Raw genomic sequence first — 25,193 nt, 5'->3', positions numbered from 1 at the left:
TCAAATTCCCTGATATTCTAGGACTATATGCCGTTACCGTGGTTCACTGCGGCACCGTTGTGATGGCCGTTGTTCAGCTCTTCAAGCCGTGCCTTTCGCTCCGCCAGCAGGCCGAGATATTGCATGGCCACCATGGAGCCGGCGATCGCCGTTATATCGGCGTGATCATAGGCCGGCGCAACCTCTACGACATCGGCGCCGACAATATCGATCTGGTTGAGCTGGCGCAGCGTCGAAAGGATCTTCGCCGAGGACGGTCCGCCGGCAACCGGCGTGCCGGTTCCCGGCGCATAGGCCGGATCGAGGCAGTCGATGTCGAAGGTGAGATAGGTCTTCTTGCCGCCGGTGCGGTCGACGATGGCGTAGGCGATGTCGGATGCCCGCATCTCCTCGATTTCATGACCGTAGAGGATCTTGATGCCGAACGTGTCGGGCGCATGGGTGCGGATGCCGATCTGGATCGACCGGTCGGGATCGATGATGCCTTCCTTGACGGCGCGGCCGACGAAGGATCCGTGGTCGATGCGCTTGCCGTCGTCCGGCCAGGTATCCTGATGGGCGTCGAATTGCACCAAAGCGAGCGGCCCATGGATGGCGGCATGCGCCTTGAGCAGCGGCCAGGTGACGAAATGGTCGCCGCCGAGCGTCAGCAGGAAGGCGCCGGATTTGAGGATCTTCGCCGCTTCGCGCTCGATCGTGCCGGGCGTCTTCTGGTGGTTGCCCGAGTCGAGCAGGCAATCGCCATAGTCGACGACCGCCAGATGCTCGAACAGATCGCGTGAGAACGGATATTGCGGGTCGTTGTCGAGGATCGCCGAGGCGCGGCGAATCGCCTGCGGCCCGAAGCGGGCGCCGGGCCGGTTGGTGACGGCGGCATCGAAGGGAATACCCCACACCACCGCATCCGCGCCCTTCACGTCCTTGGTGTATTTGCGCCGCATGAACGACAGCGCGCCGGAGTAGGTCGGCTCGAATGCGGCGCCCGTTTTGGAACGGGCGGTGAAGGCGTTGTCGATGTTGTTGTTCGCCATTACGGATCCTCGTTTTTCATCGGGGTGCAACAACTACAGAACCGGCACGGAAGATGCCAGTCACAGCTTGGCGAGACGGAGTGGCGCTGCGCGAGTGCCACGGCAAGACAGGATTTGTATCATCATGACGCAGACGGCATTTCTCAACCCCACGCGTGCCGCGGCGTCGACCCACACCGGTACGATCGCCGGTGAACGCTTCCTGGTCCTTGATTCGTGGCGCGGTATCTGTGCGCTTCTGGTGGCACTGTTTCACTTCCCGACCGGTTCGACGGTTTCGCAAAGCGCCTTCATCGGTTCGTCCTATCTCTTCGTCGATTTCTTCTTCGTTCTGTCCGGTTTCGTCATTGCCAGCAGCTACGGCGATCGGCTCAATCAGCCGGAACAGGTTGCTCGCTTCGCCCTGGTCCGTTTCGGTCGCATCTACCCGCTGCATCTGCTCATGCTTGCCGCCTTTGCCGGCTTCGAGCTGCTGCGCCTGATGTTGCCGCAACTGCATGGCACCGGTGCTGCTCCCTTCACCGGCGGCTTCGACCCTAGGAGTCTGCTTGCCAATCTTCTCCTGCTGCAGGGTGTCGGCTTCGAGGATCAATTGACCTGGAATGCCCCAAGCTGGAGCATTTCGGCCGAGTTCTTCGCCTATCTCCTGTTCGCTGGCGTGGTCTTCGTCGCTGGCGCACGCGCCTGGATATGGTTCGTTGCCGCCGCCGTCACCGCGCCGCTGTTCCTGCTCGGCTTCTCGACCCATCATATGGATGTGTCCTTCGATTTCGGCTTTATCCGCTGCCTGTACGGCTTCTCGCTCGGCGCCTTGCTGGCCTGGTTTCAGCATGATTCCATTGCAGGGGCACGACAGGTCCTCGCCAGAAGCGGCCCACGGATGGACTGGACCCTTGCCGAAATCGTCATGGTGGCCGTCATCGTGCTTTTTGTTTCGCTGGCCGGCGGCAATGATTTCGGCATCGCGGCACCCCTGGTGTTCGCGCTGGCGCTGTTTCTGTTCGCCCATGAAGGCGGCTGGATCAGCGCCTTGCTGAGAGCCCCGGTCATGCTGACGCTCGGCGCGCTGTCCTATTCGATCTACATGGTCCACATCTTCGTCCAGGCGCGCCTGATCAACGTCGCTGGGCTCGTCGAGCGCAAACTCGGCCTCGGCCTGATTGGCGACTTCATGCTGCGCGGCCAGCCTGCCACCGGCTTCGGCGCCGGCTGGACGGGAGCGGTGGCGATCGTCGTCATGCTCGCCGCCACCATCGCCGCATCCTGGATCACCTGGCGTTTCGTCGAGATGCCGGCCATGGCGTGGTTCCGCCGGCTCTCGAAACGCATCTGAGGAGAGCTTTTGCGAGCATGATCCCGAAAAGTGGAAGCCGGTTTTCTCGGACAAACGGAAACCGTTTGTCCAGAGATCATGCTCAAACCAGAAATCCGCTAGCCGGCTTCGTTCACCCAGATGTCACGGGCATCGCCTATCCGGGTTTCGATCCGGCAAGGAGCGATTCTCGATGCGGACCCTTTGGCTGAGCCTTCTGTTTTCCGCGGCCTTGGCGGCTGCCTCTGGCCAAGCCTTGGCCGGCGAAACCCGCGCCAGACAGATCCTCGACCGCTTCGAGCATGCCAACCAGTGGCGCGACCACGTCATGGTGGCCGCGCATCGCGCCGGTAGCATGCAGGCTGGCAAGACGCTTTATGCGGAGAATTCGATTGCCGCTGTGGAAGGTTCGATCGCCATGGGCGCCGAGATCGTCGAGGTCGACATCCGGCGCTCGAAGGACGGTGAGTTCGTCGTCATGCATGACAGCTGGCTCGACCGCACCACGACCTGCAAGGGCGAGGTGGTCAAATACACGCTGGCCGAGCTCAAGACCTGCAGGCTTGTGATTGAGGGCACCGGCGCCGTCACCGACGAGACAGTCTCGACGCTGCGCGAGATGCTCATGGCGACCAGGGACAGGATCCTCATCAATCTCGACAACAAGCTCGAAGTCGGCGACCTCCCAGGCATGATCGCGGTCGCCCGCGACCTCGGCATGGCCGAGCAGGTCATCGTCAAGGAGAACCTGTGGAATTCACAGCGGATTTCCGCGGTCAAGGCCGCCATGGGCGCCATCGGCGGCGGCTTCCAGTTCATGCCCATCATCGCCGACGACGCGGTGCATGATGCCGGTTTCGCCGAGACGGTCGACGGTGCCTTTTCGCCGCGTGCGATCGAGCTGATCAACTGGCGGGCAGGCGCCGAGAAATTGACCGAGACCGGCGGACCACTGTTCAGCACGCGCATGCGCGCGGCCGCGGTGAGGGGCAACTGGCACATCTGGGCCGACACCTACGCCATCGTCAACAAGCCGGGCGGCTTCCTGGCTGGCGGCCGCGGCGACGAACTGGCAGTGCAAGCCAGCCTGCCGCGCGAAAGCTGGGGTTTTTGGGCTGATCGGGGCGCCACCATCATCCAGACCGACGAGCCGAAGGCGGCCATCGACTGGCTGGCGGCGAACGGTTTTCGCGTGCCTTATGCTGATGAGGCGCGGCCGGCTGAGCCGGCGAATACGGCGAGTATCAACTAAGCGGCGGCTGCGGCAGCCAATCTCCCCCACGAGGGGGGAGATTGGCTAGCTTCAAGCCGCCAGCGCCACGCCGTCCAGTTCGCTGAGCACATCCTGTGGCAATTCGAGTTCACCCGCCGCTAGGTTTTCCCTGAGATGCCCGACCGACGATGTGCCGGGGATCAGCAGGATGTTGGGCGCGCGGCGCAGCAGCCAGGCGAGCGCGACCTGCATGGGTGTGGCGCCGAGGCGCGCTGCGACTTTCGACAGGGTGGAAGATTGCAGTGGATTGAAGCCGCCGAGCGGGAAGAACGGCACATAGGCAATGCCGTCGCGGGCAAGGTCGTCGATTAGGGCGTCGTCGTCGCGATGTGCCAGATTGTACTGGTTCTGCACGCAGACGATCTCGGCGATCCGGCGCCCTTCGGCGATCTGCGCCGACGTCACGTTGCTCAGCCCGATGTGCCGGACCAGGCCCTGTTGTTGAAGCCCGGCCAGCACGGTGAGCGGCGCTTCGATCGATCCCTCGGCCGGACCATGGGTATCGAACATGATGCGCAAATTGACCACTTCGAGCACTTCGAGCCCGAGATTGCTTAGGTTGTCGTGCACCGCCTGGGTCAGCGCTTCGGGAGAGAAGGCCGGCAACCACGACCCATCCATGCCGCGGCGGGCGCCGATCTTGGTGACGATGACGAGATCGTCCTTGTAGGGTGCCAGGGCCTCGCGGATCAGCCGGTTGGTGACGTGCGGACCGTAAAAGTCGCTGGTATCGATGTGGTCGACGCCTTGCGCAATGGCCTCGCGCAGCACGGCCAATGCAGCGTCATGGTCCCTAGGCGGCCCGAACACGCCGGGTCCGGCGAGTTGCATGGCACCGTAGCCGAGCCGTTTCACGGTGTGGCTGCCAAGGGTGAAGGTGCCGGATTGTTGGATGTTGGACATGATTGATCTCCTTTGAGGAGACAGAGATAGGCGCTGCTCAACCTCGTGATAATCAGGTACAATTCACACAGGCTGTGCGGAATTACGGACAATGATGGACCTTAGTGACCTGAACGCCTTCGTGGCGGTGGCGCGCGCTGGCGGCTTCCGCGACGGCGCGCGTGCGAGCGGCGGCAGCGCCTCCGGCTTGAGTGAGGCGGTGCGTCGCCTGGAAGTGCAGCTCGGTGTCAGGCTGTTCAACCGCACGACGCGGAGCGTTGTCCCGACTGAGGCGGGCCTCAGCCTGCTGGAGCGGCTCGGCCCGGCGCTGTCGGAGGTGGAGGCGGCGCTGGACGTGGTGAACGGCTTTCGCGACAGGCCGGCGGGCTCGTTGCGTCTCAATGTGCCGGTCAGCGCCGCGCGGCTGATATTGCCCGATATCGTGCCGGGTTTCCTCGCCGCTTACCCCGGTATCCGGCTGGAGGTGATCGCCGACGAGAACTTTGTCGACGTGCTGGCAGCCGGGTGCGACGCCGGCATCCGCTATGACGAGCGGCTGGAACAGGACATGATCGCGGTGCCGATCGGGCCGCGCGTGCAGCATTTCGCGACCGCCGCCAGCCCTGCCTATCTTGCTCGCCATGGGCGCCCGGAACACCCGAGCGACCTGCTTGGCCACTCTTGCGTGCGCGGGCGCTTTGCCAGCGGTGCGATGCTGCCCTGGGAATTCGAGCGCGACGGCGAGGTGGTGCGGGTCGATCCGACGGGGCCGTTGATCGTGCGGATCGGCGGGGCGACCGATCTTGCCGTCGACGCGGCCATCGCCGGCACCGGCATCATCGGCCTCTTCGAGGGCTGGCTCCGCCCTTACTTCGAAAGCGGCGCCCTTGAGCCCATTCTCGAACCGTGGTGGCCGAGTTTTCCCGGGCCGTTCCTCTACTATCCCGGCCGGCGCCTGGTGCCAGCCCCGCTGCGAGCGTTTATTGATTTCATCAAGGCCGGCAGGCCTTGAGGTCTGCCGCCAGGCATTGCCGCCCCGGCGCCATCACCCCACCCGGCGCTGCGCGCCGACCTCCTCATCGAAGGGAGGTAGGGTGCCGCGCTCTTCTACCTCCCTGCCGAGCCGCAAACAAAAAGGCCGCCCGGAGGCGGCCTTTCGATTGTCTGAATTTCGGAACGCTTAGCGCTTCGAGAACTGGAACGAACGACGGGCCTTCGCCTTGCCGTACTTCTTGCGCTCGACGACGCGGCTGTCGCGGGTCAGGAAGCCACCCTTCTTGAGCACGGCGCGCAGCGTCGGCTCGTAGTAGGTCAGCGCCTTGGAGATGCCGTGGCGCACGGCGCCGGCCTGGCCGGAGAGACCGCCGCCGACAACGGTCGCGACGATGTCGTACTGGCCGGCGCGGTTGGAGGCGATGATCGGCTGGTTGAGGATCATCTGCAGGACCGGACGCGCGAAATAGGTCGCGAATTCCTTGTCGTTGACGATGATCTTGCCGGAACCCGGCTTCACCCAGACGCGCGCAATGGCGTTCTTGCGCTTGCCGGTGGCATAGGCGCGGCCCGACTTGTCGAGCTTCTGGACGTGGACGGGGGCTGCCGGCTGGGTGTTGGTGTTGCCGGTGGCGGCGCCCAGTTCTGCGAGCGAGGAAAGCTCAGCCATCTTATGCGACCTTCTTGTTCTTGGCGTTCAGCTTGGCCACGTCGAGTACAACGGGCTGCTGGGCGACATGCGGATGCTCGGCACCTGCATAGACGCGCAGGTTCTTCATCTGGCGACGGCCGAGCGGGCCACGCGGGACCATGCGCTCAACGGCCTTCTCGACGACACGCTCGGGGAAACGACCCTCGAGCAGCTGGCGCGCGGTGCGCTCCTTGATGCCGCCTGGGTGGCCGGTGTGCCAGTAATAGACCTTGTCGGTGAACTTCTTGCCGGTGAACACCACCTTGTCGGCATTGATGACGATGACGTTGTCGCCGTCGTCGACATGCGGAGTGAAGGTCGGCTTGTGCTTGCCGCGAAGATGATTGGCGATGACAGTGGCCAGACGACCGACGACGAGACCTTCGGCGTCGATCAGGATCCACTTCTTCACCACATCCGCAGGCTTCTGCGAAAAGGTTGTCATGTTTTCTGCTCTCGGTTCTGACCTTCACGAGGGAAGGCGTTTCTTGTTGCTTGGATTGGCGAAAAGCGCTTGCCCGCCGCCAATAACAAAACGGCGGCCTTTGCGGGCCGCTGCTTCGTGAGGGCTTATAGGCGAGGGTGGTTGTGGCGTCAAGACGCGCGAAACGGTCGATAGCAGGTAAAGGGCTGCAAAAACAATAGTTTAGGTAAAAGGTATTATTTTACCACATCGTGATTTCTCTTCGGAGGGATCGAATAGGTGCCGGTGGCGTGCGCCACCGTGTGTCCGTCCGCGCCGGCGACGATGTCGATGTCGAACACCATCAGGCTCTTTCCCAGCTTCAGAATGCGGCAATGGCCGTCGATCGGTCCAGCCTCGGCCTTGCGGACGAAATTGATGTCGAGGTTGACGGTAACGGAAAGCGCGTCCGGCCCGGCATGCGACAGCACGCAGACATAACCGCCGATGTCGGCCAGCGTGAACAGCGAGGGGCCGGATACGGTGCCGCCGGGACGCAGGTGCCGCTCGCCGGCATTGAGCCGCACGGTGCAGCCGCCAGGGAACACGTCGATCGCCTCGAAATATTTGAACTGCTCATTGAGCTGCGGATAGACGGTTTCCATCAGCGCATTGACTTGTTGCGCGGTCAGCACCGGCTTCAGGTTGGTTTGGGCGGGCATGTCGGTCTCTCGTTTTGTGCGTAGCTGTATGGGCAGCGCGGCATTTCTGGCAACCTTCGTCCCCTGGCGCAAGCGATGGGTGTTGGACGAAATCCGATCCGGTATTAGATACTCTGGCAGCCCCGAGCGGAATCGCGGAGACCTTATCCATGGCCGAAATCCTTGCCATCAAGCCTGCCGCCATTGAAGGTCCGGTTGTCGCACAACTGGACAAGGGCGTGCTGCGCCTCACGCTCGCCAATCCGCCCGCCAACGCCCTGTCGCTGATGGTGATGGCGGCGCTGACGGCCGAACTTGAGCGCGCCAAGACCAACAAGGCCGTTCGCGTCATCGTTTTGTCGGCGGCCGGCAAGGTGTTCTGCGCCGGCCATGATCTCAAGGAAATGACCGCGCGCCGCGCCGATGCCGATCATGGCAAGGCCTTCTTCGCAGAGACGTTTGCGGCTTGTGCGACGCTGATGCAGGCGATCGTGCGTCATCCCTTGCCTGTCATCGCCGAGGTCGACGGCCTGGCCACCGCGGCGGGGCTGCAACTGGTCGCCAGTTGCGATCTGGCGATCGCCTCGCACGAGGCAACGTTCTGCACGCCGGGCGTCAACATCGGCCTGTTCTGTTCGACGCCCATGGTGGCGCTGTCGCGCAACGTTTCGCGCAAGCATGCGATGGAGATGCTGTTGACCGGCGAGACCATCGATGCGGCAACCGCCAAGGAGTTCGGTCTGGTCAACCGAGTCGTGCCGCGCGAGTACCTGAATCAGATTGTCACCAAATACGCGCAAACCATTGCTTCCAAATCATCTTTGGTGATCAAGACTGGCAAGGAGGCGTTTTACGCGCAGGCCGAAATGGGATTGGCGGACGCCTATGCCTATACCGGCCGCATCATGGTCGAGAACATGCTGGCACGCGACGCGGAGGAAGGCATTGGCGCCTTCATCGGCAAGCGCAAGCCGGAATGGACGGACGAGTAATCGTGGAACCACGCATTTCCATCATAACGATCGCGACTGACGATCTCGACCGCGCGGTGCGCTTCTATGAGGCGATGGGCCTGACCCGTCATGCCGGCATCACCGACGGTGTTGCCTTCTTCCAGATGGGCGGCGTCATTCTCGGCCTGTTCCCGCGCGCCAGCGCCGAGGAGGATTCCGGCATTGCCTTCGCTGGGGCGCCGTCCGCCGTCTATCTCGCCTACAACACCCGCTCCGACGCCGAGGTCGACGAGGTGCTCGCCATGGCGCAAAAAGCCGGCGGCCGCATCGTCAAGCCGGCCGGCCGTGCCTTCTGGGGCGGCTGGTACGGCTATTTCGCCGATGCGGACGGGCATGTCTGGGAAGTGGCGCACAATCCGGCCTTTCCGATCGCGGAAGACGGCACGATTTCGCTGCCTGGCTGATGGCCCATCGCAAGCAGCTGACGCGGCTCAAAGCTCCCTACCTCAAGCGCATCCTGCTTGATCCCGCGCGGGTCGAGGATTGGGAAAAATACCCCTGGAACCTGCCGCTGTTTCGCGGCCATGACTTCGAACTCGAATTCACCACGCCGATCACCATCATTGTCGGCGAGAACGGCACCGGCAAATCGACGCTGCTCGAGGCGATCGGCGCGCTGGCCGGCTATGACGAGGCCGGCGGCGGCAAGGGCTACCGCCCGGTCGACCATTCCAGCGCCATCGACAAGAGCGGCGCCGCATTGGCGAACACTTTTCGCGGCCACTGGCTGCCGAAAGTCACCGCCGGTTGGTTCTTTCGCGCCGAATCTTTTTACTCGGTCGCCCGCTACCTCGACCAGGCAGCGCTGGAAGACCCCTTCAAGCCGCCGCCGCCGGATTTCCTGTCCTGGTCGCATGGCGAAGGCTTCATTCGCTTCTTCGAGGAACGCTGCCGCCGGCAAGGCATCTACATCCTCGACGAGCCCGAAAGCGCGCTGTCGCCGTCGCGGCAGATCGAACTGTTGAAGATGCTGCGGCGCATGGACCAGTCGGGCGCCGCGCAAGTGATCATGGCGACGCACTCGCCGTTGCTGATGGCCTGTCCCGGCGCACGGCTGTTCCGCATCAGCCGGTTCGGACTCGACCCGACCGATTTCAGCGATACCGATCATTTTCGCATGATGCGCGACTTCTGCACCGATCCGCAGGCCTTTATGGAGGAAGCGCTGCGGGAGGATGACGCGTGAGCGCCGGCGACGATGATCTCAACTGGCGCATCGAGCAGGCGTGCCGCGAAGGCTGGCCGGCGGCGGCCGAGACGGTTGTTGATGGCTGGCTTCTGCGGCGATCGGGCGGACGCATCCGGCGCACCAATTCGGCCAATCCCTTGCGCGGCAAGCGTGGCGCGCCTGATGCTGTCATCGACGCCGCCGAGTCCTTCTACATCGGCCACGGCCAGACGCCGTTGTTTCGGGTTCCCGACATCGCCGGCGAGCTCGAAGCCGTACTCGACTATCGCGGCTACCAGCCGGAAGGCGGTACGATCCATCTCCATGCCGGGATCGGCGACCTGGCTGAAGTCCGCGACGAGCAGGTCACCGTTTCGAAGGTGCCGGACGAGGACTGGCTCGCGGCGCGGTTCCACATGGGGGCCTTTGACGACGCCGAGCGCCGCATCTTTCGCGAGATGACCGGACTGATCCTCGGGGACCGGGCATTTGTGTCATGTGAACGCGACAGCGAAATTGCCGCCTTGGCCTATGGTGTCATCCGCAATGGCCTGCTTGTGGTGGAATCGGTTGAAACCGATGGCCGTTTCAGGCAGCAAGGCTTGGGCCGCAAGACCGTCGGCGGCCTCATCGACTGGGCGCGGCGGGCAGGGGCGTCGGGGGCATGCTTGCAGGTGGTGGCCGACAACGCGCCGGCCCGCGCACTCTACGCCTCGCTTGGGTTCAGCCGTGAACTTTACCGCTATCACTACCGCAGGAAGCCGCATGAACCACGATAGTTACGACAACACCTACATCGCCGGCATCCTCAATTCGGTGAAGACCGTCGCCATGGTCGGCGCATCCGCCAACGATGTGCGACCGAGCTATTTCGTGCTGAAATATCTGCTGGCCAAGGGCTTTTCGGTGTTTCCGATCAATCCTGGTCAGGCCGGCAAGGAGATCCTCCGTCGAATGACCTATGCCAGGTTGGCCGATATTCCGGAGCCGATCGATATGGTCGACATCTTTCGTGCCCCGGCGGCAGTGCCTGGCATCGTCGACGAGGCGTTGCGGCTCGATCCCTTGCCGAAAGTCATCTGGATGCAGCTCGGCGTGCGCCATGACGAGGCCGCCGCGCGCGCCGAGGCCGCCGGCATCAAGGTGGTGATGAACCGCTGCCCCAAGATCGAATATGGCAAGCTGTCCGGCGAGATCGGCTGGACCGGCGTCAACTCCGGTGTGCTGTCGTCGAAGAAGCCGCTGATGCGCGCCGGATTCCAGAGTTTCGGCGTTCGCCAGAAATAGGCGAGGGGCGAAAGCGCAAAATTATTCCGACAAACGCAGTATTTTCCTGCCGCTTCATAAAAGATCCCGCACGGAAGGGTATTTTCTTCTTTGCATTCGAGGCCGGGCTTCGCCAAGAATGCCCAGCGAATTTCAGAAGGTTTTTCAGGGAGGTTTTCAGTGACCCGCACGCCAGGTTTCAATACGCTCGCCGTCCATGCCGGCGCCAAGCCAGATCCGGCGACCGGCGCACGCGCCACGCCGATCTACCAGACGACCTCCTTCGTCTTCGATGATGCCGACCATGCCGCCTCGCTGTTCGGGCTGAAGGCCTTCGGCAACATCTACACCCGCATCATGAACCCGACGCAGGCGGTGCTGGAAGAGCGCATGGCGGCCCTCGAAGGCGGCACGGCGGCACTAGCGGTCGCCTCCGGCCATGCCGCGCAGGTCATCGTGTTCCACAATCTGATGCAGCCGGGCGACAATTTCGTTGCCGCCAACAAGCTCTATGGCGGCTCGATCAACCAGTTCGGCCATGCCTTCAAGAATTATGGCTGGGAGGTGCGCTGGGCCGACACCAACGACATCTCGACCTTCGAGAGCCAGATCGACGACAGAACCAAGGCGATCTTTATCGAGAGCCTCGCCAATCCGGGCGGCACTTTCGTCGATATCGAGAAGATCGGCGACATCGCGCGCAAGCACGGCCTGCCGCTGATCGTCGACAACACGCTGGCCTCGCCCTACCTGATCCGGCCGATCGAGCATGGCGCCGACATCGTCGTGCATTCGCTGACCAAATTCATCGGCGGCCATGGCAATTCGATCGGCGGCGCCATTGTCGATGGCGGCACCTTCGACTGGTCGAAGTCGGGAAAATACCCGATGCTGTCGGAACCGCGCCCTGAATATGGCGGCCTCGTCCTGCATGAAACCTTCGGCAATTTCGCCTTCGCTATTGCCGCGCGCGTGCTCGGCCTGCGCGATCTCGGCCCGGCGATCTCGCCGTTCAACGCCTTCCTCATCCTGACCGGCCTGGAAACCTTGCCTCTGCGCATGCAGCGCCACTGCGACAACGCCGTGACGGTCGCCGCCTGGCTGTCCAACCACCCCAAGGTTGCCTCGGTGAACTACCCCGGCCTGCCCAGCGACAAGAACAACGCGCTGCAGAAGAAGTACTCGCCGCTTGGCGCGGGCGCCGTGTTCACCTTCGCTCTCAAGGGCGGCTATGACGCCGGCGTGAAATTCGTCGAGGCGCTCGAACTGTTCTCACACCTCGCCAATGTCGGCGACACCAAGTCGCTGGTTATCCACCCGGCGTCGACCACGCACCGCCAGCTTTCCGACGAGCAGAAGGTCAAGGCCGGCGCGGGCCCGGACACCGTGCGGCTCTCCATCGGCATCGAGGACGTCAACGACATCGTCGCCGACCTCGAACAGGCGCTCGCCAAGGTCTGACCGATCATGGCCGAGCCAAAATTTCTTGCCATCGGCGTCGACACTGTCGACGCCGAACAGGGCGCGCCGGCGCCGGATCGGCTGATCTCGGGTGATCCGAAATTCCGCACCTGGAATGTCGAGGAGCGGGAGGGCGGCCTTTACGCCGGCATCTGGGAATCGACTCCCGGCAAGTGGCGCATCGTCTATGACGAGTGGGAGTTCTGCCACATCCTGTCCGGCGTTTCGGTGATCGCGGAGGACGGCGGGCAAGCGCGCACCGTCAAGGCGGGCGACAGCTTCGTGCTGAGGCCCGGCTTTAGGGGAAGCTGGGAAGTGCTTGAAACGACCCGCAAGGAATATGTAATCAAGTTGTAGGCATCGGGAACGGATCAGACGACGCGATCGATATCGCTGTCCGAAAATCCGTATCGGGCCATCATCTGCCGGTGCCAGTCGCTGCCCAGCAATTCGCCGAGACAGGAATCGATGTGCCGGAGCAGGGCGCTGTTGCCCTTGGCGATCGCAAAGGCGCCGGCCGACGGTTGCTTTTCAATCGGAGGAATCTCGACAAACCCAAGCGGCATGTCGGGCCGCTGCGCCAGATAACCTCGATGCGCCATCGCAACGCTGGCATAAGCGTGCACCGTGCCATCGGCGACAGCCTGTGCCGCATCCGCCTGAGTTGCAAACATCCTGACCTGCTCAGGCGCGATTCCGTTGTGCAACGCGGTAAGATGCTGAACCTGATCGGTTATGACGCCAATCAACGCCTTCTGGTTCTCAGCGATGGATTGGTAGCCGCGAAAGCCGCGCGGATTGTCTTTCGCCACCAGCAACCCGTCCTGCAACGCCCAGATCGGCCGTGTGAAATCGACAAGCTGCTTGCGTTCTTCGGAGACGAACAGGCCGGTCGTCATGGTCCAGCGGCCCGCGACCAGCCCCGGTAGCAGTTCAGCGAATTCGGTTTCGATCGGGCTGAAGCTCGCCAATCCGAGCATGTCACCGAGGCGGCGCGCAAGCTTGACGTCACAGCCGGAAACCTCGCCCGATGCGCCGGTGAAGCAGAATGGCGGCTCTTCCAGGAAGGCGAATTTCAACTCGGTCATGTCAGGCAAAGTGTCGCCATCCTATTTTGCCGGAAACTGGCTGAGGCAAGCTTCCGACGCCTTGTCGTGGAAGGCCAGGACGTCGGCATCCTGTGCCTCGACATCCGCGTCGGAGATCTCGTCGCGATAATATTGCGTCAGCAGATCGAGCCCTTCCTGGCCAATGCCCTGGGTCGGCACTTCGCGCGCAAGGCAGCCGCAAAGGGTGAGCGCACGGTCCGGCGAGCCAATCTTGTGGTTGGTGAGGATGAAAGCCTGAGCCGGACAGGCATCGAGAAAGCCGTCGAAATTCAGCTTTTGCTGCGGCTGGTCGCCATGGTTGAAATAGGCTGGCGGCCATTGGCTCTTGCCGCTGGCGACATTGCAGCCTGTGCCGACGTCCTCGGCATTTTTCAGAAGCGCCTGCCAGGCAATCTCTTTCCCGCCCGTCGGATAGTCGAAATTCTCCCCCAGCGACGCGGTGTACATGTCGAGATCGGCCTGCGTGAAGCTGGTCACCTGAAACCGGTTAAGCTGGCATTGGCATTCAGCGCTCACGCGCTCGGCTTCGCCGTCGGCCGGTTGCTCGTTGGATTTGCTTTTCTGGCAAGCCGTCAGGAAGGCCGCGCCGTCGAGCGATGAGGCCGGAAAGCTGGAGGCGTCGGCATAGCGCTTGCCGTCCCAACTTATCGTCATCTGGTCGAACTGCATGTCGAGAAAACCGTTTCGCTTGAAGGCCCCGAGCGCGATTTTGTCCTGCGGCGCCAGTCTTGCGCCTGGAATGTCGCCGAGAACCTCGTGATAGCTGTTGCCTTCCAGGACGAACATGAAGTTGCCGCAACGGATGCCGTCGCAATCCGGCGCATGGCGATAGGCGAAGATTTCCGCAAATCCGTCAAGGTTGAGATCGACCGCGACGGCAAAGGATGCCGCGGGAAAGTCCTTCGATCCGGTCTTCTGCCCCAACAGGCCGGTCGCCATCTTCTCGGCGATCGCAACGCTGTTTGCCCACGGGATGTTTTCGGGCAGATCCTGGGCATGCGCTGTCCCCAGGCATAGACAAAGCATTGCCACTGCGAACGCCGTCGTCGGTCTCGAAAACAACCTCATATCGCAGCCCCTGGCCCGCGATCGTCAGAAGCCGACGGCGAGCGTTTCCAGCCCATGGAAGTGGTAAGTGTCGCGGAAGCTTGGCCTTTCGGCAAGATGGAGCTTTGGGTGGCGCTCGAACAGGGTCTTCAGCGACACCTGCAATTCGAGCCGGGCCAGCGGTGCACCGATGCAGAAATGGATGCCGGCGCCGAAGGATACATTCTTCTGGTCCGCGCGATCCGGCCGGAAGGCTTGCGGTTCGGCGAAGGCGCGCGGGTCATGGTTGGCCATGCCGAGCAGCAGCCCGATCGTCTGGCCCGGCTGCACCACGATACCGGGCGAGACCTCGATCTCCTGATAGGCGTAGCGCGTGAACATGTGCAGCGGCGCGTCGAAGCGCAGGCATTCCTCGACCGTTGCCGCGGCCGCTTCTGGTGAACCGAAGAAGCGGCTGACATCGCCGCCTTGCATAAGGATGGAGCGGACAGCGTTGCCGGTCTGATGCACCGTCGCTTCATGACCGGCATTGAGCAGCAGGATCGCAGAGGACACCATCTCGTCCTCCGACAGCCTCTCACCGTCCTCCTGCGCCGAGATCAGCAGCGACAGCAGGTCGTCGCCGGGGTTCTTGCGCCGCTCGGTGACATGGAAACGCAGGAAATCGGCAAATTCGCCCGCGGCGCGATTGGCCGCCTCCTCGGTTTCGCGTGTGCGGCCGTGGATGTACATGGCGACCATCCGGTGCGACCAGTCGAGCAGTTGCGGCCCCATTTCGACCGGCACGCCGAGCATTTCGGCAATGATGGTGATCGGCAAGGGCGCGGCGAAGGCGGGCAGCAGGTCGACGGCCTGGCCCGGTTCGAAGCGGTCGATCAGGTCGTTGGCGAGCGCTTCGACACGCGGCCGCAGCCGTTCCACCTGGCGCGAGACGAAGGCACGATTGACCAGCGTTCTCAGCCGCGTGTGCACCGGTGGCTCGAGCTCCAGCATGGAATTGGCTTCGATGCCGTCAAAGGCGCTGAGATGGCTGCGATCCTGGCCGATGCCGCGGCTGTCTGGAATGCCGGCCGGGTTCTGGCGGCCGAAGCGGCGGTCGCGCAGCAGCCGGTTGACGTCATCGAAACCGCCAAAGCACCAGAAGCCGAATTCTTCCCAGAAGAATGCGTTCGATGCGCCGTGCAGAAAGGCATAGGCCTCGTAAGGGTTCTGGAAGAAGGTCGGCTCGTGCGGGTCCAGCCGCAGGTGACGAGTGGCTGGATCAAAGGCCAGGGTGGGCGGCGTCAATTTGCTCATGCCAGACCAATAGCGCGGCTTGCCAGCCGGGTTCCAGACCGTATGTTGGCGCCCGCAACCCAATGCGTTGAGCCAGCCGACCGGCTGCGGAAAGACTGATTTGATGAATGTGATCGTTGTCGGCGCGGGTATCGCTGGTCTCTCCACGGCGTGGTCGCTGGTCAAGGCCGGTCACAGCGTTTCCATCGTCGAGCAGGGGCCGATCCCCAACCCGCTGGCAGCGTCGGGCGACCACCACCGCATCATCCGCCGCGCCTACCGGGCGGGAACCGGCTATGGCCGGTTGATCACCGAAGCTTACCAGGCGTGGGACGAGATGTGGGCCGATCTCGGCGAAAGCCATCTCGATGCGCGCGGATTTGTCTGCATTTCGCGCGAGCCGGGCGACGAGGCCGAGGAATACCGTGAGGGACTGGAAGAGGGCAATTTTCCCTTCGAATTGCTGGAGCCGGATGCAGCCGTGAAGCGCTGGCCGTTTCTCGAAGCCGGTTCGTTCCGCTATGCCTATTTTTCGACTGAAGGCGGCGCGCTGCATTGCCGCAAGATCGCCTCCGGTCTGGCAAAGTGGCTGCGCGCCAACGGCGCCAATGTCTACGAACACAGCAAGGTCACCGCGATCGACTCCGAGGCCGGCCATATCGTGCTAGAAAGCGGCGAGACGATGCAGGCCGACCGCATCGTCGTCACGGCAGGTGCCTGGGTGCTGAAACTGTTTCCGGAACTGGACGGCGAACTGAAGACATATCGAACCGCACTCGCCTATGTCGAACCGCCGGCCGACCTCAAGGCCGCCTGGCAGGCGTCACCGGTCGTCCTCGATATCGGTGGCACGGTCGACGGCTATGTGATCCCGCCCTCCGGCGGCGCCGGCATGAAATTCGGGTCCGGATTGCACAGGGTGCCGACCAGCGACGCCGACTGGAACCGTCAGCCGGTGGTCGGCGAGGGCGAGGCGATCCGCAACCTGTTTTCGCCGCCGATCGCCCGCATCGATGAGTACCGGGTGATCGAAGTCGTTACCTGCGCCTACACTTTCACCGCCGACGAGAAATTCATGGCGCATGAAAAGGGGAAGTGCCTGATCGTCTCGGCCTGCTCCGGCCATGGCTACAAATTCGGGGCGGCGGTCGGCCGGCGCGTTGCCGCCGCCATTGGTGATGGCGATATCGCCGGCCTGAAGGCATGGCTGCGGGCGGAGGTGGCCTGAATGCCGCCGACGCTTGACCTAATCCTGGCAATGCCTGGGAATATGCACGCGGCGCCAGCCTGAAGACCCTTCACGGACCAGCACGCGGCGCGCGACGGTCTGGTAAGAGGCGGGAACATCGATGACGCGTCTCTGTTCCGGCTGCACCAGCACCTCCTCGGCGATGCTGTCGTACTGTGCGGGAATGACGACACGGCGCGTGCGTTCGGGCTGGATCACGACGGTTTCGGCGACGCGCTCATAACGCGCCTTGTGCCAGATCTTGCAGAGCACCTTGCGGCCATGGATGACGCGCCATTCCCAGGAATAGCCGCCGCCATCGACCCGGACCGTATGGTAGACGGTGCGGGTGACGGCGGGCACGACCTCGTAGGTCACATGTGCCGGAACGGTCATCACCACGCGTTCGCGGGTGCCGTAGATGGCAGGGACATAGTCGACGACCTGCTGGCCGGGCGGACTGACCAGCACGTCTTCGTATACGGTGTCGTAGACATCAGGCGTTCGGACGGGTTCATAGCATTCGACGGCGCGGCCGCCGGCCGCCGTCTGCGAAATCGTGCCGAGCATGGTCAGCCCGGCAATGGTGAAGCATGCGGTTTTCCCAGACATGGCACTCCCCCTGTTGAACTCTACGCGTAGGTTCAACGCTGAATTGTAGGGGAAGCCGCCTCGGAGAAAAGCGATTTCGGCGCATTTCGTTAAGCGATGCGGTTAAGAAATTGCTACGGTGGTGACGACACCGCCGAACGATCACGGCACAGGTCGATGAATCCCGTGAAATGTAACCTTGATTCGACTTACCCAGATGGCTAGGAGGGGTCGGCCTTGCACAAGGATGAGCCGGCATCCTATTTACGGAATAACGATCCAGAACCGATTCTGCCCGATCTGCCAGCATTCCCGGCGCCGGAATCCCACCGCGAGATAAGAGATATCTGATGAAGAACCCCGTCGAAACCTACATGAACCTCGTTCCGATGGTGGTCGAACAGACCAATCGTGGCGAGCGGGCCTACGACATTTTCTCTCGCCTCCTCAAGGAGCGCATCATTTTCATCACCGGTCCGGTCGAGGACGGCATGGCGACGCTGGTCTGCGCGCAGCTGCTGTTCCTGGAAGCCGAGAATCCGAAGAAGGAAATCAACCTCTACATCAATTCGCCGGGCGGCGTCGTCACCTCGGGCATGGCGATCTACGACACCATGCAGTTCATCAAGCCGGCGGTGTCGACGCTCTGCATCGGCCAGGCGGCCTCGATGGGCTCGCTGCTCTTGACTGCCGGCCACAAGGACATGCGCTTTGCCACGCCGAACGCCCGTATCATGGTTCACCAGCCTTCCGGCGGCTTCCAGGGCCAGGCGTCCGACATCGAGCGCCATGCCCAGGACATCATCAAGCTGAAGCGTCGCCTCAACGAGGTCTACGTCAAGCACACCGGCAAGAGCTACGAAGAGATCGAGAAGACGCTCGACCGCGACCATTTCATGACCGCCGACGAAGCCAGGGATTTCGGCCTCATCGACAAGGTCATTTCGTCGCGCGAGCCGGCTGAAGGTGCTGTGGCATAAGGGCTAGTTGGCAGTTGGATGGCGGCATCACGCGCTTTTGGTGCGTCTTGCGGCATTTCGGCCACAATTGGCTGTTCCCTCGGGGGACAGGATTGCCTACGTTAAGGCTATGTTGAGTTTCGGCGGCTTAGCTTTATGCGGGGTTGTCGCGAATCATTGCCACGTTTTCTGATTTGTGTTTCGTACGGAATGCGTTGCGGGAGCCGGGACACACTGGCGGCGGCGGATTCCCGCGATAGATAGAGTATGCGCCCTTTCAGCCAGACCATCGGCGGGCGGCCATGAAAGGACATGAAAATGAGCAAGGTCGGCAACAACAGCGGCGATTCCAAGAACACGCTTTACTGCTCGTTTTGCGGCAAAAGCCAGCACGAAGTGCGCAAGCTGATCGCCGGTCCGACGGTCTTCATCTGCGACGAGTGCGTCGAGCTCTGCATGGACATCATCCGCGAGGAGAACAAGACCTCGATGGTGAAGTCGCGCGAGGGCGTGCCGACACCGCAGGAGATCCTCAAGGTTCTCGACGACTACGTCATCGGCCAGCCCTACGCCAAACGCGTGCTGTCGGTGGCGGTCCACAACCACTACAAGCGCCTCGCGCATGCCGGCAAGAACAACGATGTCGAGCTGGCGAAGTCGAATATCCTGCTGATCGGCCCGACCGGTTGCGGCAAGACGCTGCTTGCGCAGACGTTGGCCCGCATCATCGACGTGCCCTTCACCATGGCTGATGCCACGACGCTGACCGAAGCCGGCTATGTCGGCGAGGACGTCGAAAACATCATCCTGAAGCTGTTGCAGTCGGCCGACTACAATGTCGAGCGGGCCCAGCGCGGCATTGTCTACATCGACGAAATCGACAAGATCTCGCGCAAGTCCGACAATCCCTCGATCACCCGCGACGTGTCGGGCGAGGGCGTGCAGCAGGCTTTGCTGAAGATCATGGAAGGCACGGTTGCCTCCGTGCCGCCGCAGGGCGGCAGGAAGCATCCGCAGCAGGAATTCCTGCAGGTCGACACCGCCAACATCCTGTTCATCTGCGGCGGCGCCTTCGCCGGCCTGGACAAGATCATCTCCGATCGCGGCCGCAAGACATCGATCGGCTTCGGCGCCATCGTCGCTTCGCCCGAGGATCGCCGCACCGGTGACGTGTTCCGCCTGGTCGAGCCAGAGGATTTGTTGAAGTTCGGCCTCATCCCCGAGTTTGTCGGCCGTCTGCCGGTTCTGGCGACGCTGGAGGACCTCGACGAGCCGGCGCTGATCCAGATCCTGACCGAGCCGAAGAACGCGCTGGTCAAGCAGTACCAGCGTCTGTTCGAGATGGAGAATGTCGACCTGACCTTCCACGAGAACGCCCTGTCGGCGATCGCCAAGCGCGCCATCGAGCGCAAGACCGGCGCCCGCGGCCTGCGTTCGATCATGGAAGCGATCCTGCTCGACACGATGTTCGAACTTCCGGCGCTCGAAGGCGTGCGCGAAGTGGTGATTTCGGAGGAGGTGGTGACCGGCAGTGCCCGGCCGCTCTACATCTACTCCGAGCAGAAGGAAAAGAAGGGCAATGTCAGCGCCTGACATGAGCCCGCAGCGAAATTCTGAAACGGCGCCGCAAGGCGCCGTTTTGCTGTCGCCCAGGGTTTTGTGGGCGAGCCCGGTCTTGGCGTCGCAAATGTGTCACTTCAGGGCAAGTTGGAGGTGCGGATTTGTGCTCGCCCCTTGATCTTTGTGGATCGTGCATCCAACTAATTGGAGAAGGCCGAGGTGCCCGATTTCTGTGCTGTAAAACTCCCGTCACAAACGGTGGTAGGCGGAACGATCCCCGGTCGTTAATATAGGATTCGCGGTTGGCTGATTGGCGGCCGCGATATGAAAGGTTGGACAATGGCCAAAGTATCCAAGGCTCCCAGCGACGGCGTCTTCGCAGTCCTCCCACTGCGCGACATCGTGGTGTTTCCGCACATGATCGTTCCACTCTTCGTCGGGCGTGAGAAGTCGATCAAGGCGCTGGAAGAGGTGATGGGTCAGGAAAAGCAGATTCTGCTTGCCACCCAGATGAATGCCGCCGACGACGATCCCGAGCCCGATGCCATCTTTGACATCGGCACGCTCGCCAACGTGCTGCAATTGCTGAAGCTGCCCGACGGCACCGTCAAGGTTCTGGTCGAGGGCGCCTCGCGCGCGAAAATCGTCTCGTTCACCGACCGTCCCGACTTCCACGAGGCCCGCGCTGCGGCGCTGGTCGAGCCGGAAGAGGAAGAGGTCGAGGTCGAGGCGCTGGCCCGTTCGGTCGTCACCGATTTCGAGAATTACGTCAAGCTGAACAAGAAGATCTCGCCCGAAGTGGTGGGTGCCGCCAGCCAGATCGACGACTATTCCAAGCTCGCCGACACGGTTGCCTCGCATCTCGCCATCAAGATTCCTGAAAAGCAGGAAATGCTGGCCACGCTCTCGGTCAAGGAGCGGCTGGAAAAGGCGATGGGCTTCATGGAAGCCGAAATCTCCGTCCTGCAGGTGGAGAAGCGCATCCGTTCACGCGTCAAGCGCCAGATGGAGAAGACGCAGCGCGAATACTACCTCAACGAGCAGATGAAGGCGATCCAGAAGGAGCTCGGCGAGGGCGAGGACGGCCGCGACGAAGCCGCCGAGATCGAGGCGCGCATCAAGAAGACCAAGCTCTCCAAGGAGGCCCGCGAAAAGGCGGAAGCCGAGTTGAAGAAGCTCAGGACGATGTCGCCGATGTCGGCGGAATCGACCGTCGTGCGCAACTATCTCGACTGGATCCTGTCGATCCCGTGGGGCAAGAACTCCAAGGTCAAACAGGACCTGGCTTTCGCGCAGAACGTGCTCGATACCGATCATTTCGGCCTCGACAAGGTCAAGGAGCGCATCGTCGAGTATCTCGCCGTGCAAAGCCGCCAGAAGAAGCTGAAGGGGCCGATCCTGTGCCTCGTCGGCCCTCCCGGCGTCGGCAAGACCTCGCTCGGCAAGTCGATCGCCAAGGCGACTGGACGTGAGTTCATCCGCATGGCGCTGGGCGGTGTGCGTGACGAGGCCGAGATCCGTGGCCACCGCCGCACCTATATCGGCTCGATGCCCGGCAAGGTCATCCAGTCGATGAAGAAGGCGAAGAAGTCCAATCCGCTCTTCCTGCTCGACGAGATCGACAAGATGGGCCAGGACTTCCGTGGCGATCCGTCGTCGGCGTTGCTCGAGGTGCTCGATCCGGAACAGAACTCGACGTTCATGGACCACTACCTTGAGGTCGAGTACGACCTGTCGAGCGTGATGTTCGTGACGACGGCGAATACGCTGAACATCCCGGCGCCCTTGATGGACCGCATGGAGATCATCCGTATCGCCGGCTACACCGAGGACGAGAAGATCGAGATCGCCAAGCGGCACCTGATGCCGAAGGTGATCCGCGATCACGCGCTGCAGCCGAAGGAGTTTTCCGTCGGTGAGGACGCGATCCGTGCCATCGTCCAGACCTACACCCGTGAAGCGGGCGTCAGGAGCCTGGAGCGCGAGCTGATGAAGCTCGGGCGCAAGGCGGTGACCGAGATTCTGAAGACGAAGAAGAAGACGGTGAGCATCACGGCGGCGAACCTTGCCGATTACCTTGGTGTTCAGCGCTTCCGCTTCGGTCAGGTCGAGGCTGACGATCAGGTCGGTGTCGTTACAGGTCTTGCCTGGACGGAAGTTGGCGGCGAGCTGCTGACGGTCGAAGGCGTCATGATGCCCGGCAAGGGCCGCATGACGGTGACCGGCAATCTGCGCGACGTGATGAAGGAATCGATTTCGGCGGCGGCCTCCTATGTCCGCTCGCGCGCCGTCGATTTCGGCATCGAGCCGCCTCTGTTCGACAAGCGCGACATCCACGTGCACTTGCCGGAAGGCGCCACGCCGAAGGACGGCCCGTCCGCAGGTGCTGCCATGGCGACAGCCATTGTGTCGGTACTGACGGGTATTCCGGTCCGGGCGGATGTGGCGATGACCGGCGAGATAACGCTTCGCGGCCGCATCTTGCCGATCGGCGGGCTCAAGGAGAAGCTGCTCGCCGCACTGCGCGGCGGCATCAAGAAGGTGCTGATCCCGGAAGACAACGCCAAGGACCTGGCGGAGATTCCGGACAATGTGAAGAACGGCATGGAGATCATTCCGGTCTCACGGGTCGGTGAGGTTTTGCGCCACGCGCTGGTGCGTATGCCGGAGCCGATCGAATGGGTCGAACCGGTCAATCCGCCGGCCGCGACAGACAGTGCCGACGACGCTGGAAAGCCTCTGGCGCATTAGAGCGCCGCCGTCCACTTGGACGCAAAGGACGCTCTAGTGCCTTGGACTTGCGTATGGTCCTTTCCGAAAACCGGCCACGGTTTTCGGGGCCATGCGTTGGTTTTCGCTAAGGTTGCAGTGCACAAACAGAGAGCCGGGCCTAGCGCCCGGCTTTTTCATGTGAAAAACCCAGCATTTCCGGGCTTTTTCCGCTTTTTTCCTGCCTTTTCGACTTGGTTGCGGGAACGCTTCTTTCTAAAGTCCGTTTCCTGCCGGATGAGTCGATAGTTCCGGTGTTCTCATGGAAGGGAATTTTTATGAACAAGAACGAACTGGTATCCGCTGTCGCCGACGCCGCGAGCATTTCGAAGGGTGACGCGCAGTCGGCGGTCGATGCGGTATTTTCCGTGATCACCGGTGAACTGAAGAAGGGCGGCGATGTCCGGCTTGTCGGCTTTGGCAATTTCACCGTGTCAAAGCGTGCGGCGTCGACCGGCCGCAATCCTCAGACCGGCGCCGAAGTGAAGATTCCGGCACGCACCGTGCCGAAGTTCTCGGCCGGCAAAGGCCTCAAGGACGCAGTCAACTAAGCGCTTTTTCTTTTCAGAGACCAGAAAAGCCGGGCTTGCCCGGCTTTTCATTTTCGTGGCCTACGCAGGTACACGCGACCAGAAAAGCCGGGCTTGCCCGGCTTTTCATTTTTGTGCCCGACGCTGACGCGATGGCGGCCGGCTTATGCGGTCGGCGCTTCAGGGTGCATCAGACCTTCCTTCTTGAGATCGGCCCAAAGCGCTGCGGGCAGTTTCGCATCGAGCAGCGAGCGGTTGCTCTCGACTTCGCTCGGCCGCTGGCCACCGGGGATCACCGAGACGACCGAGGGGTGCAGCAGCGGGAATTGCAGGGCGGCCTCGATCAGCCGCACGCCATGGCGCTTGCAGACGCTCTCGATGCCGGCGACCCGGTCGAGGATGTCCTTCGGTGCTTCGGAGTAATTGTAGTAGGCGCCTGGCTTCGGCCCTGTTGCAAGGATGCCGGAGTTGTAGGGCCCGCCGAGAACGATGCCGATACCGCGTGCCTGGCAGAGCGGCAGGAAGGATGCCAGCGCCTCCTGTTCCAGCAGCGTATAGCGCCCGGCCAGCAAGAACAGGTCGAAGTCGCCGCGCTCAGCCAGCGTCTGCGCAACCTGCCATTCGTTGATGCCGCCACCGAACGCCTTGATGACGCCCTGGTCGCGGAGCGAGAGCAAGCCATAATAGCCCGAGCGCATGAACTCCTCGATGCGCCGGTCGGACGCTTCCTTGCTGCCATGGGTGAAGATGTCGACATCATGCACGAAGAGGATGTCGATACGGTCGACGCCGAGACGCTCCAGCGAGGCTTCGAACGAGCGCATGACGCCGTCATAGCTGTAGTCGTACACCTCGCGGCGCGACGGCGTGTCGAAGAACTTGCCGATGCCGGTACGCTCTTCCGGCGGGCAGGCGCGCATGATGCGACCGACCTTGCTCGACAGCACGTAGTCGTCGCGCTTCTTGCCGCGCAGGAACGGGTTGAGCCGCGTTTCCGACAGGCCAAGCCCGTACAGCGGCGCGGTGTCGTAGTAGCGGCAGCCGGTCGCCCAGGCGGCTTCCAGCGTGGCGTTGGCGTCCTCGTCCGAGACGGCACGATAGAGGTTGCCGAGCGGCGCCGTGCCGAAGCCGAGTTCGGTAAAACTGATGCCGCCATTGCCGATGCGGTCGAAATGCCGTGTCTTCATATCCTGCCGTTTGCCTCGTTTGATTTGTCTGACATGACACTATCATGCCTGTGATCTGGCAAAAGCGTAGCTGCGCGTTGGACACGCATTTTCGCGGTTGCTAGCATGAGCAAAATCAAGCTGTTCGCGGCAGCAAGGGCGGCAAAATCCCAGGATGATTTCAATGGCAGGTTTGCGGTGAGCGACAAGAGCAAAAGCCTGTTCGAGACCGCGCTTGACGAACTCGGCGGCGTGCTGGCGCGCATCGATGAGAGCCGGATCGACGCCGCCTGCAAGATGCTGGCGAGCGCCCGACTGATCGTCGTCTACGGCTGCGGCCGCGAGGCCTTGCAGGTCAAGGGTTTTGCGATGCGGCTCTACCATCTGGGCCTGCCTGTCGCCGTGGTCGGCGACATGACCACGCCGCCGCTGGGGCAGGGGGATGTTTTCCTGGTCAGCTCCGGGCCGGGAGAGACTTCGACCGTGCTGACCCTCATGCAGGTTGCGCACGATGCCGGTGCAACCAACCTGCTGCTGACCGCCCAGGCCGAAAGCGGTGCGGCACAGCGCGCCGATTTCACGCTGCTCATCCCCGCGCAGACCATGGCCAACGATCAGGGGGCACAGAAGACATCGGTGCTGCCGATGGGCTCGGTGTTCGAAGGCGCGCTGTTCCTGCTGTTCGAGGCGATGGTGCTGAAGCTTAAGGATTTGATCGGCGCGTCGCCCGAAGCGATGCGCGCCCGCCACACCAACATGGAATAG

Annotated in this window: 26 protein-coding genes; 16 read left to right on the top strand and 10 right to left on the bottom strand. The window is 62.4% G+C overall.

Annotated elements, in window-relative coordinates; all coding sequences use genetic code 11:
• Positions 1–23: 23 nt before the first annotated feature.
• Positions 24–1,031, bottom strand: a complete 1,008-nt coding sequence (speB, locus tag EJ076_RS23055) for an agmatinase (protein WP_109669467.1) — start codon at positions 1,029–1,031, stop codon at positions 24–26.
• A 124-nt stretch (positions 1,032–1,155) separates the two neighbouring features.
• Between speB and EJ076_RS23050 the strand changes: the two genes are divergently transcribed.
• Positions 1,156–2,364 carry an acyltransferase gene (locus tag EJ076_RS23050; RefSeq protein WP_126069371.1) on the top strand — a complete coding sequence of 403 codons (1,209 nt, stop codon included), beginning with the start codon at positions 1,156–1,158 and terminating at the stop codon, positions 2,362–2,364.
• A 172-nt stretch (positions 2,365–2,536) separates the two neighbouring features.
• Positions 2,537–3,595, top strand: a complete 1,059-nt coding sequence (locus EJ076_RS23045; protein WP_109669472.1) for a glycerophosphodiester phosphodiesterase family protein — start codon at positions 2,537–2,539, stop codon at positions 3,593–3,595.
• A gap of 51 nt (positions 3,596–3,646) precedes the next feature.
• Here the strand turns inward: EJ076_RS23045 and EJ076_RS23040 are convergent, their stop codons facing one another.
• On the bottom strand, positions 3,647–4,519 hold the full coding sequence (locus EJ076_RS23040) for an aldo/keto reductase family oxidoreductase (RefSeq protein ID WP_109669475.1): 873 nt from the start codon (positions 4,517–4,519) through the stop codon (positions 3,647–3,649).
• A gap of 91 nt (positions 4,520–4,610) precedes the next feature.
• Here EJ076_RS23040 and EJ076_RS23035 point away from each other — a divergent pair, with 91 nt between their 5' ends.
• A complete protein-coding gene (locus tag EJ076_RS23035; RefSeq protein ID WP_109669478.1) occupies positions 4,611–5,510 on the top strand; it encodes a LysR family transcriptional regulator in 900 nt (299 codons plus the stop codon).
• 168 nt (positions 5,511–5,678) lie between these two features.
• Here EJ076_RS23035 and rpsI read toward each other — a convergent pair whose 3' ends face one another.
• The 3 genes from rpsI to EJ076_RS23020 all read right to left on the bottom strand — a co-directional run bounded on the left by rpsI (position 5,679) and on the right by EJ076_RS23020 (position 7,307).
• Positions 5,679–6,161, bottom strand: coding sequence for a 30S ribosomal protein S9 (rpsI, locus tag EJ076_RS23030; protein ID WP_023810272.1), 483 nt, complete (start codon positions 6,159–6,161; stop codon positions 5,679–5,681).
• Between the two features lies 1 nt (position 6,162).
• On the bottom strand, positions 6,163–6,627 hold the full coding sequence (gene rplM, locus EJ076_RS23025) for a 50S ribosomal protein L13 (protein ID WP_013532205.1): 465 nt from the start codon (positions 6,625–6,627) through the stop codon (positions 6,163–6,165).
• A 215-nt stretch (positions 6,628–6,842) separates the two neighbouring features.
• On the bottom strand, positions 6,843–7,307 hold the full coding sequence (locus tag EJ076_RS23020; RefSeq protein ID WP_126069370.1) for a PaaI family thioesterase: 465 nt from the start codon (positions 7,305–7,307) through the stop codon (positions 6,843–6,845).
• A gap of 149 nt (positions 7,308–7,456) precedes the next feature.
• Between EJ076_RS23020 and EJ076_RS23015 the strand changes: the two genes are divergently transcribed.
• From EJ076_RS23015 to EJ076_RS22985, 7 genes are all read left to right on the top strand, one after another.
• Positions 7,457–8,278 carry an enoyl-CoA hydratase gene (locus EJ076_RS23015; protein ID WP_109669481.1) on the top strand — a complete coding sequence of 274 codons (822 nt, stop codon included), beginning with the start codon at positions 7,457–7,459 and terminating at the stop codon, positions 8,276–8,278.
• 2 nt (positions 8,279–8,280) lie between these two features.
• Positions 8,281–8,703, top strand: coding sequence for a VOC family protein (locus tag EJ076_RS23010; RefSeq protein WP_126069369.1), 423 nt, complete (start codon positions 8,281–8,283; stop codon positions 8,701–8,703).
• Positions 8,703–9,485 carry an AAA family ATPase gene (locus EJ076_RS23005; protein ID WP_126069368.1) on the top strand — a complete coding sequence of 261 codons (783 nt, stop codon included), beginning with the start codon at positions 8,703–8,705 and terminating at the stop codon, positions 9,483–9,485. Before EJ076_RS23010 ends, EJ076_RS23005 begins: the two co-directional genes overlap by 1 nt.
• A complete protein-coding gene (locus EJ076_RS23000) occupies positions 9,482–10,246 on the top strand; it encodes a GNAT family N-acetyltransferase (protein WP_126069367.1) in 765 nt (254 codons plus the stop codon). The genes EJ076_RS23005 and EJ076_RS23000 overlap by 4 nt, the downstream gene beginning before the upstream one ends.
• A complete protein-coding gene (locus tag EJ076_RS22995; protein WP_126069366.1) occupies positions 10,233–10,754 on the top strand; it encodes a CoA-binding protein in 522 nt (173 codons plus the stop codon). Before EJ076_RS23000 ends, EJ076_RS22995 begins: the two co-directional genes overlap by 14 nt.
• Positions 10,755–10,913: 159 nt before the next feature.
• Positions 10,914–12,194 carry an O-acetylhomoserine aminocarboxypropyltransferase gene (locus EJ076_RS22990; protein WP_024504598.1) on the top strand — a complete coding sequence of 427 codons (1,281 nt, stop codon included), beginning with the start codon at positions 10,914–10,916 and terminating at the stop codon, positions 12,192–12,194.
• 6 nt (positions 12,195–12,200) lie between these two features.
• Positions 12,201–12,551, top strand: coding sequence for a cupin domain-containing protein (locus tag EJ076_RS22985; RefSeq protein ID WP_109669495.1), 351 nt, complete (start codon positions 12,201–12,203; stop codon positions 12,549–12,551).
• 14 nt (positions 12,552–12,565) lie between these two features.
• Here the strand turns inward: EJ076_RS22985 and EJ076_RS22980 are convergent, their stop codons facing one another.
• The 3 genes from EJ076_RS22980 to EJ076_RS22970 are packed head-to-tail and all read right to left on the bottom strand — an operon-like array spanning position 12,566 to position 15,646.
• Positions 12,566–13,282 carry a transporter substrate-binding domain-containing protein gene (locus tag EJ076_RS22980; RefSeq protein WP_126071120.1) on the bottom strand — a complete coding sequence of 239 codons (717 nt, stop codon included), beginning with the start codon at positions 13,280–13,282 and terminating at the stop codon, positions 12,566–12,568.
• Between the two features lie 21 nt (positions 13,283–13,303).
• Positions 13,304–14,371, bottom strand: coding sequence for a hypothetical protein (locus EJ076_RS22975; protein ID WP_126069365.1), 1,068 nt, complete (start codon positions 14,369–14,371; stop codon positions 13,304–13,306).
• 24 nt (positions 14,372–14,395) lie between these two features.
• The gene (locus EJ076_RS22970) at positions 14,396–15,646 is read right to left on the bottom strand and encodes a cytochrome P450 (protein WP_126069364.1); all 1,251 of its coding nucleotides are present in this window, start codon (positions 15,644–15,646) and stop codon (positions 14,396–14,398) included.
• Positions 15,647–15,749: 103 nt separating this feature from the next.
• Here EJ076_RS22970 and EJ076_RS22965 point away from each other — a divergent pair, with 103 nt between their 5' ends.
• Positions 15,750–16,853, top strand: a complete 1,104-nt coding sequence (locus EJ076_RS22965; RefSeq protein ID WP_126069363.1) for an FAD-dependent oxidoreductase — start codon at positions 15,750–15,752, stop codon at positions 16,851–16,853.
• An 18-nt stretch (positions 16,854–16,871) separates the two neighbouring features.
• Here EJ076_RS22965 and EJ076_RS22960 read toward each other — a convergent pair whose 3' ends face one another.
• Positions 16,872–17,465 (bottom strand): hypothetical protein, encoded by a 594-nt coding sequence (locus tag EJ076_RS22960; protein WP_126069362.1) that lies wholly within the window; start codon positions 17,463–17,465, stop codon positions 16,872–16,874.
• A 329-nt stretch (positions 17,466–17,794) separates the two neighbouring features.
• Here EJ076_RS22960 and clpP point away from each other — a divergent pair, with 329 nt between their 5' ends.
• The 4 genes from clpP (at position 17,795) to EJ076_RS22940 (ending at position 23,283) form a co-directional block, all read left to right on the top strand.
• Positions 17,795–18,424 (top strand): ATP-dependent Clp endopeptidase proteolytic subunit ClpP, encoded by a 630-nt coding sequence (clpP, locus tag EJ076_RS22955; RefSeq protein WP_109669506.1) that lies wholly within the window; start codon positions 17,795–17,797, stop codon positions 18,422–18,424.
• Between the two features lie 297 nt (positions 18,425–18,721).
• The gene (gene clpX, locus EJ076_RS22950) at positions 18,722–19,996 is read left to right on the top strand and encodes an ATP-dependent Clp protease ATP-binding subunit ClpX (protein WP_023759839.1); all 1,275 of its coding nucleotides are present in this window, start codon (positions 18,722–18,724) and stop codon (positions 19,994–19,996) included.
• 306 nt (positions 19,997–20,302) lie between these two features.
• Positions 20,303–22,714 (top strand): endopeptidase La, encoded by a 2,412-nt coding sequence (gene lon, locus EJ076_RS22945; protein ID WP_109669508.1) that lies wholly within the window; start codon positions 20,303–20,305, stop codon positions 22,712–22,714.
• 296 nt (positions 22,715–23,010) lie between these two features.
• Positions 23,011–23,283, top strand: coding sequence for an HU family DNA-binding protein (locus tag EJ076_RS22940; protein WP_006201846.1), 273 nt, complete (start codon positions 23,011–23,013; stop codon positions 23,281–23,283).
• Positions 23,284–23,426: 143 nt separating this feature from the next.
• Here the strand turns inward: EJ076_RS22940 and EJ076_RS22935 are convergent, their stop codons facing one another.
• Positions 23,427–24,449, bottom strand: a complete 1,023-nt coding sequence (locus EJ076_RS22935; protein WP_126069361.1) for an aldo/keto reductase — start codon at positions 24,447–24,449, stop codon at positions 23,427–23,429.
• Between the two features lie 177 nt (positions 24,450–24,626).
• Here EJ076_RS22935 and EJ076_RS22930 point away from each other — a divergent pair, with 177 nt between their 5' ends.
• Entirely contained in the window at positions 24,627–25,193 is a 567-nt protein-coding gene (locus EJ076_RS22930) for an SIS domain-containing protein (RefSeq protein WP_126071119.1), read from the top strand.

This window comes from Mesorhizobium sp. M7D.F.Ca.US.005.01.1.1 (assembly GCF_003952545.1).
Lineage (GTDB): Bacteria > Pseudomonadota > Alphaproteobacteria > Rhizobiales > Rhizobiaceae > Mesorhizobium > Mesorhizobium loti.
The sequence above is the reverse complement of the archived record's forward strand: the minus strand, read 5'-3'. Positions and strand labels throughout refer to the sequence as shown.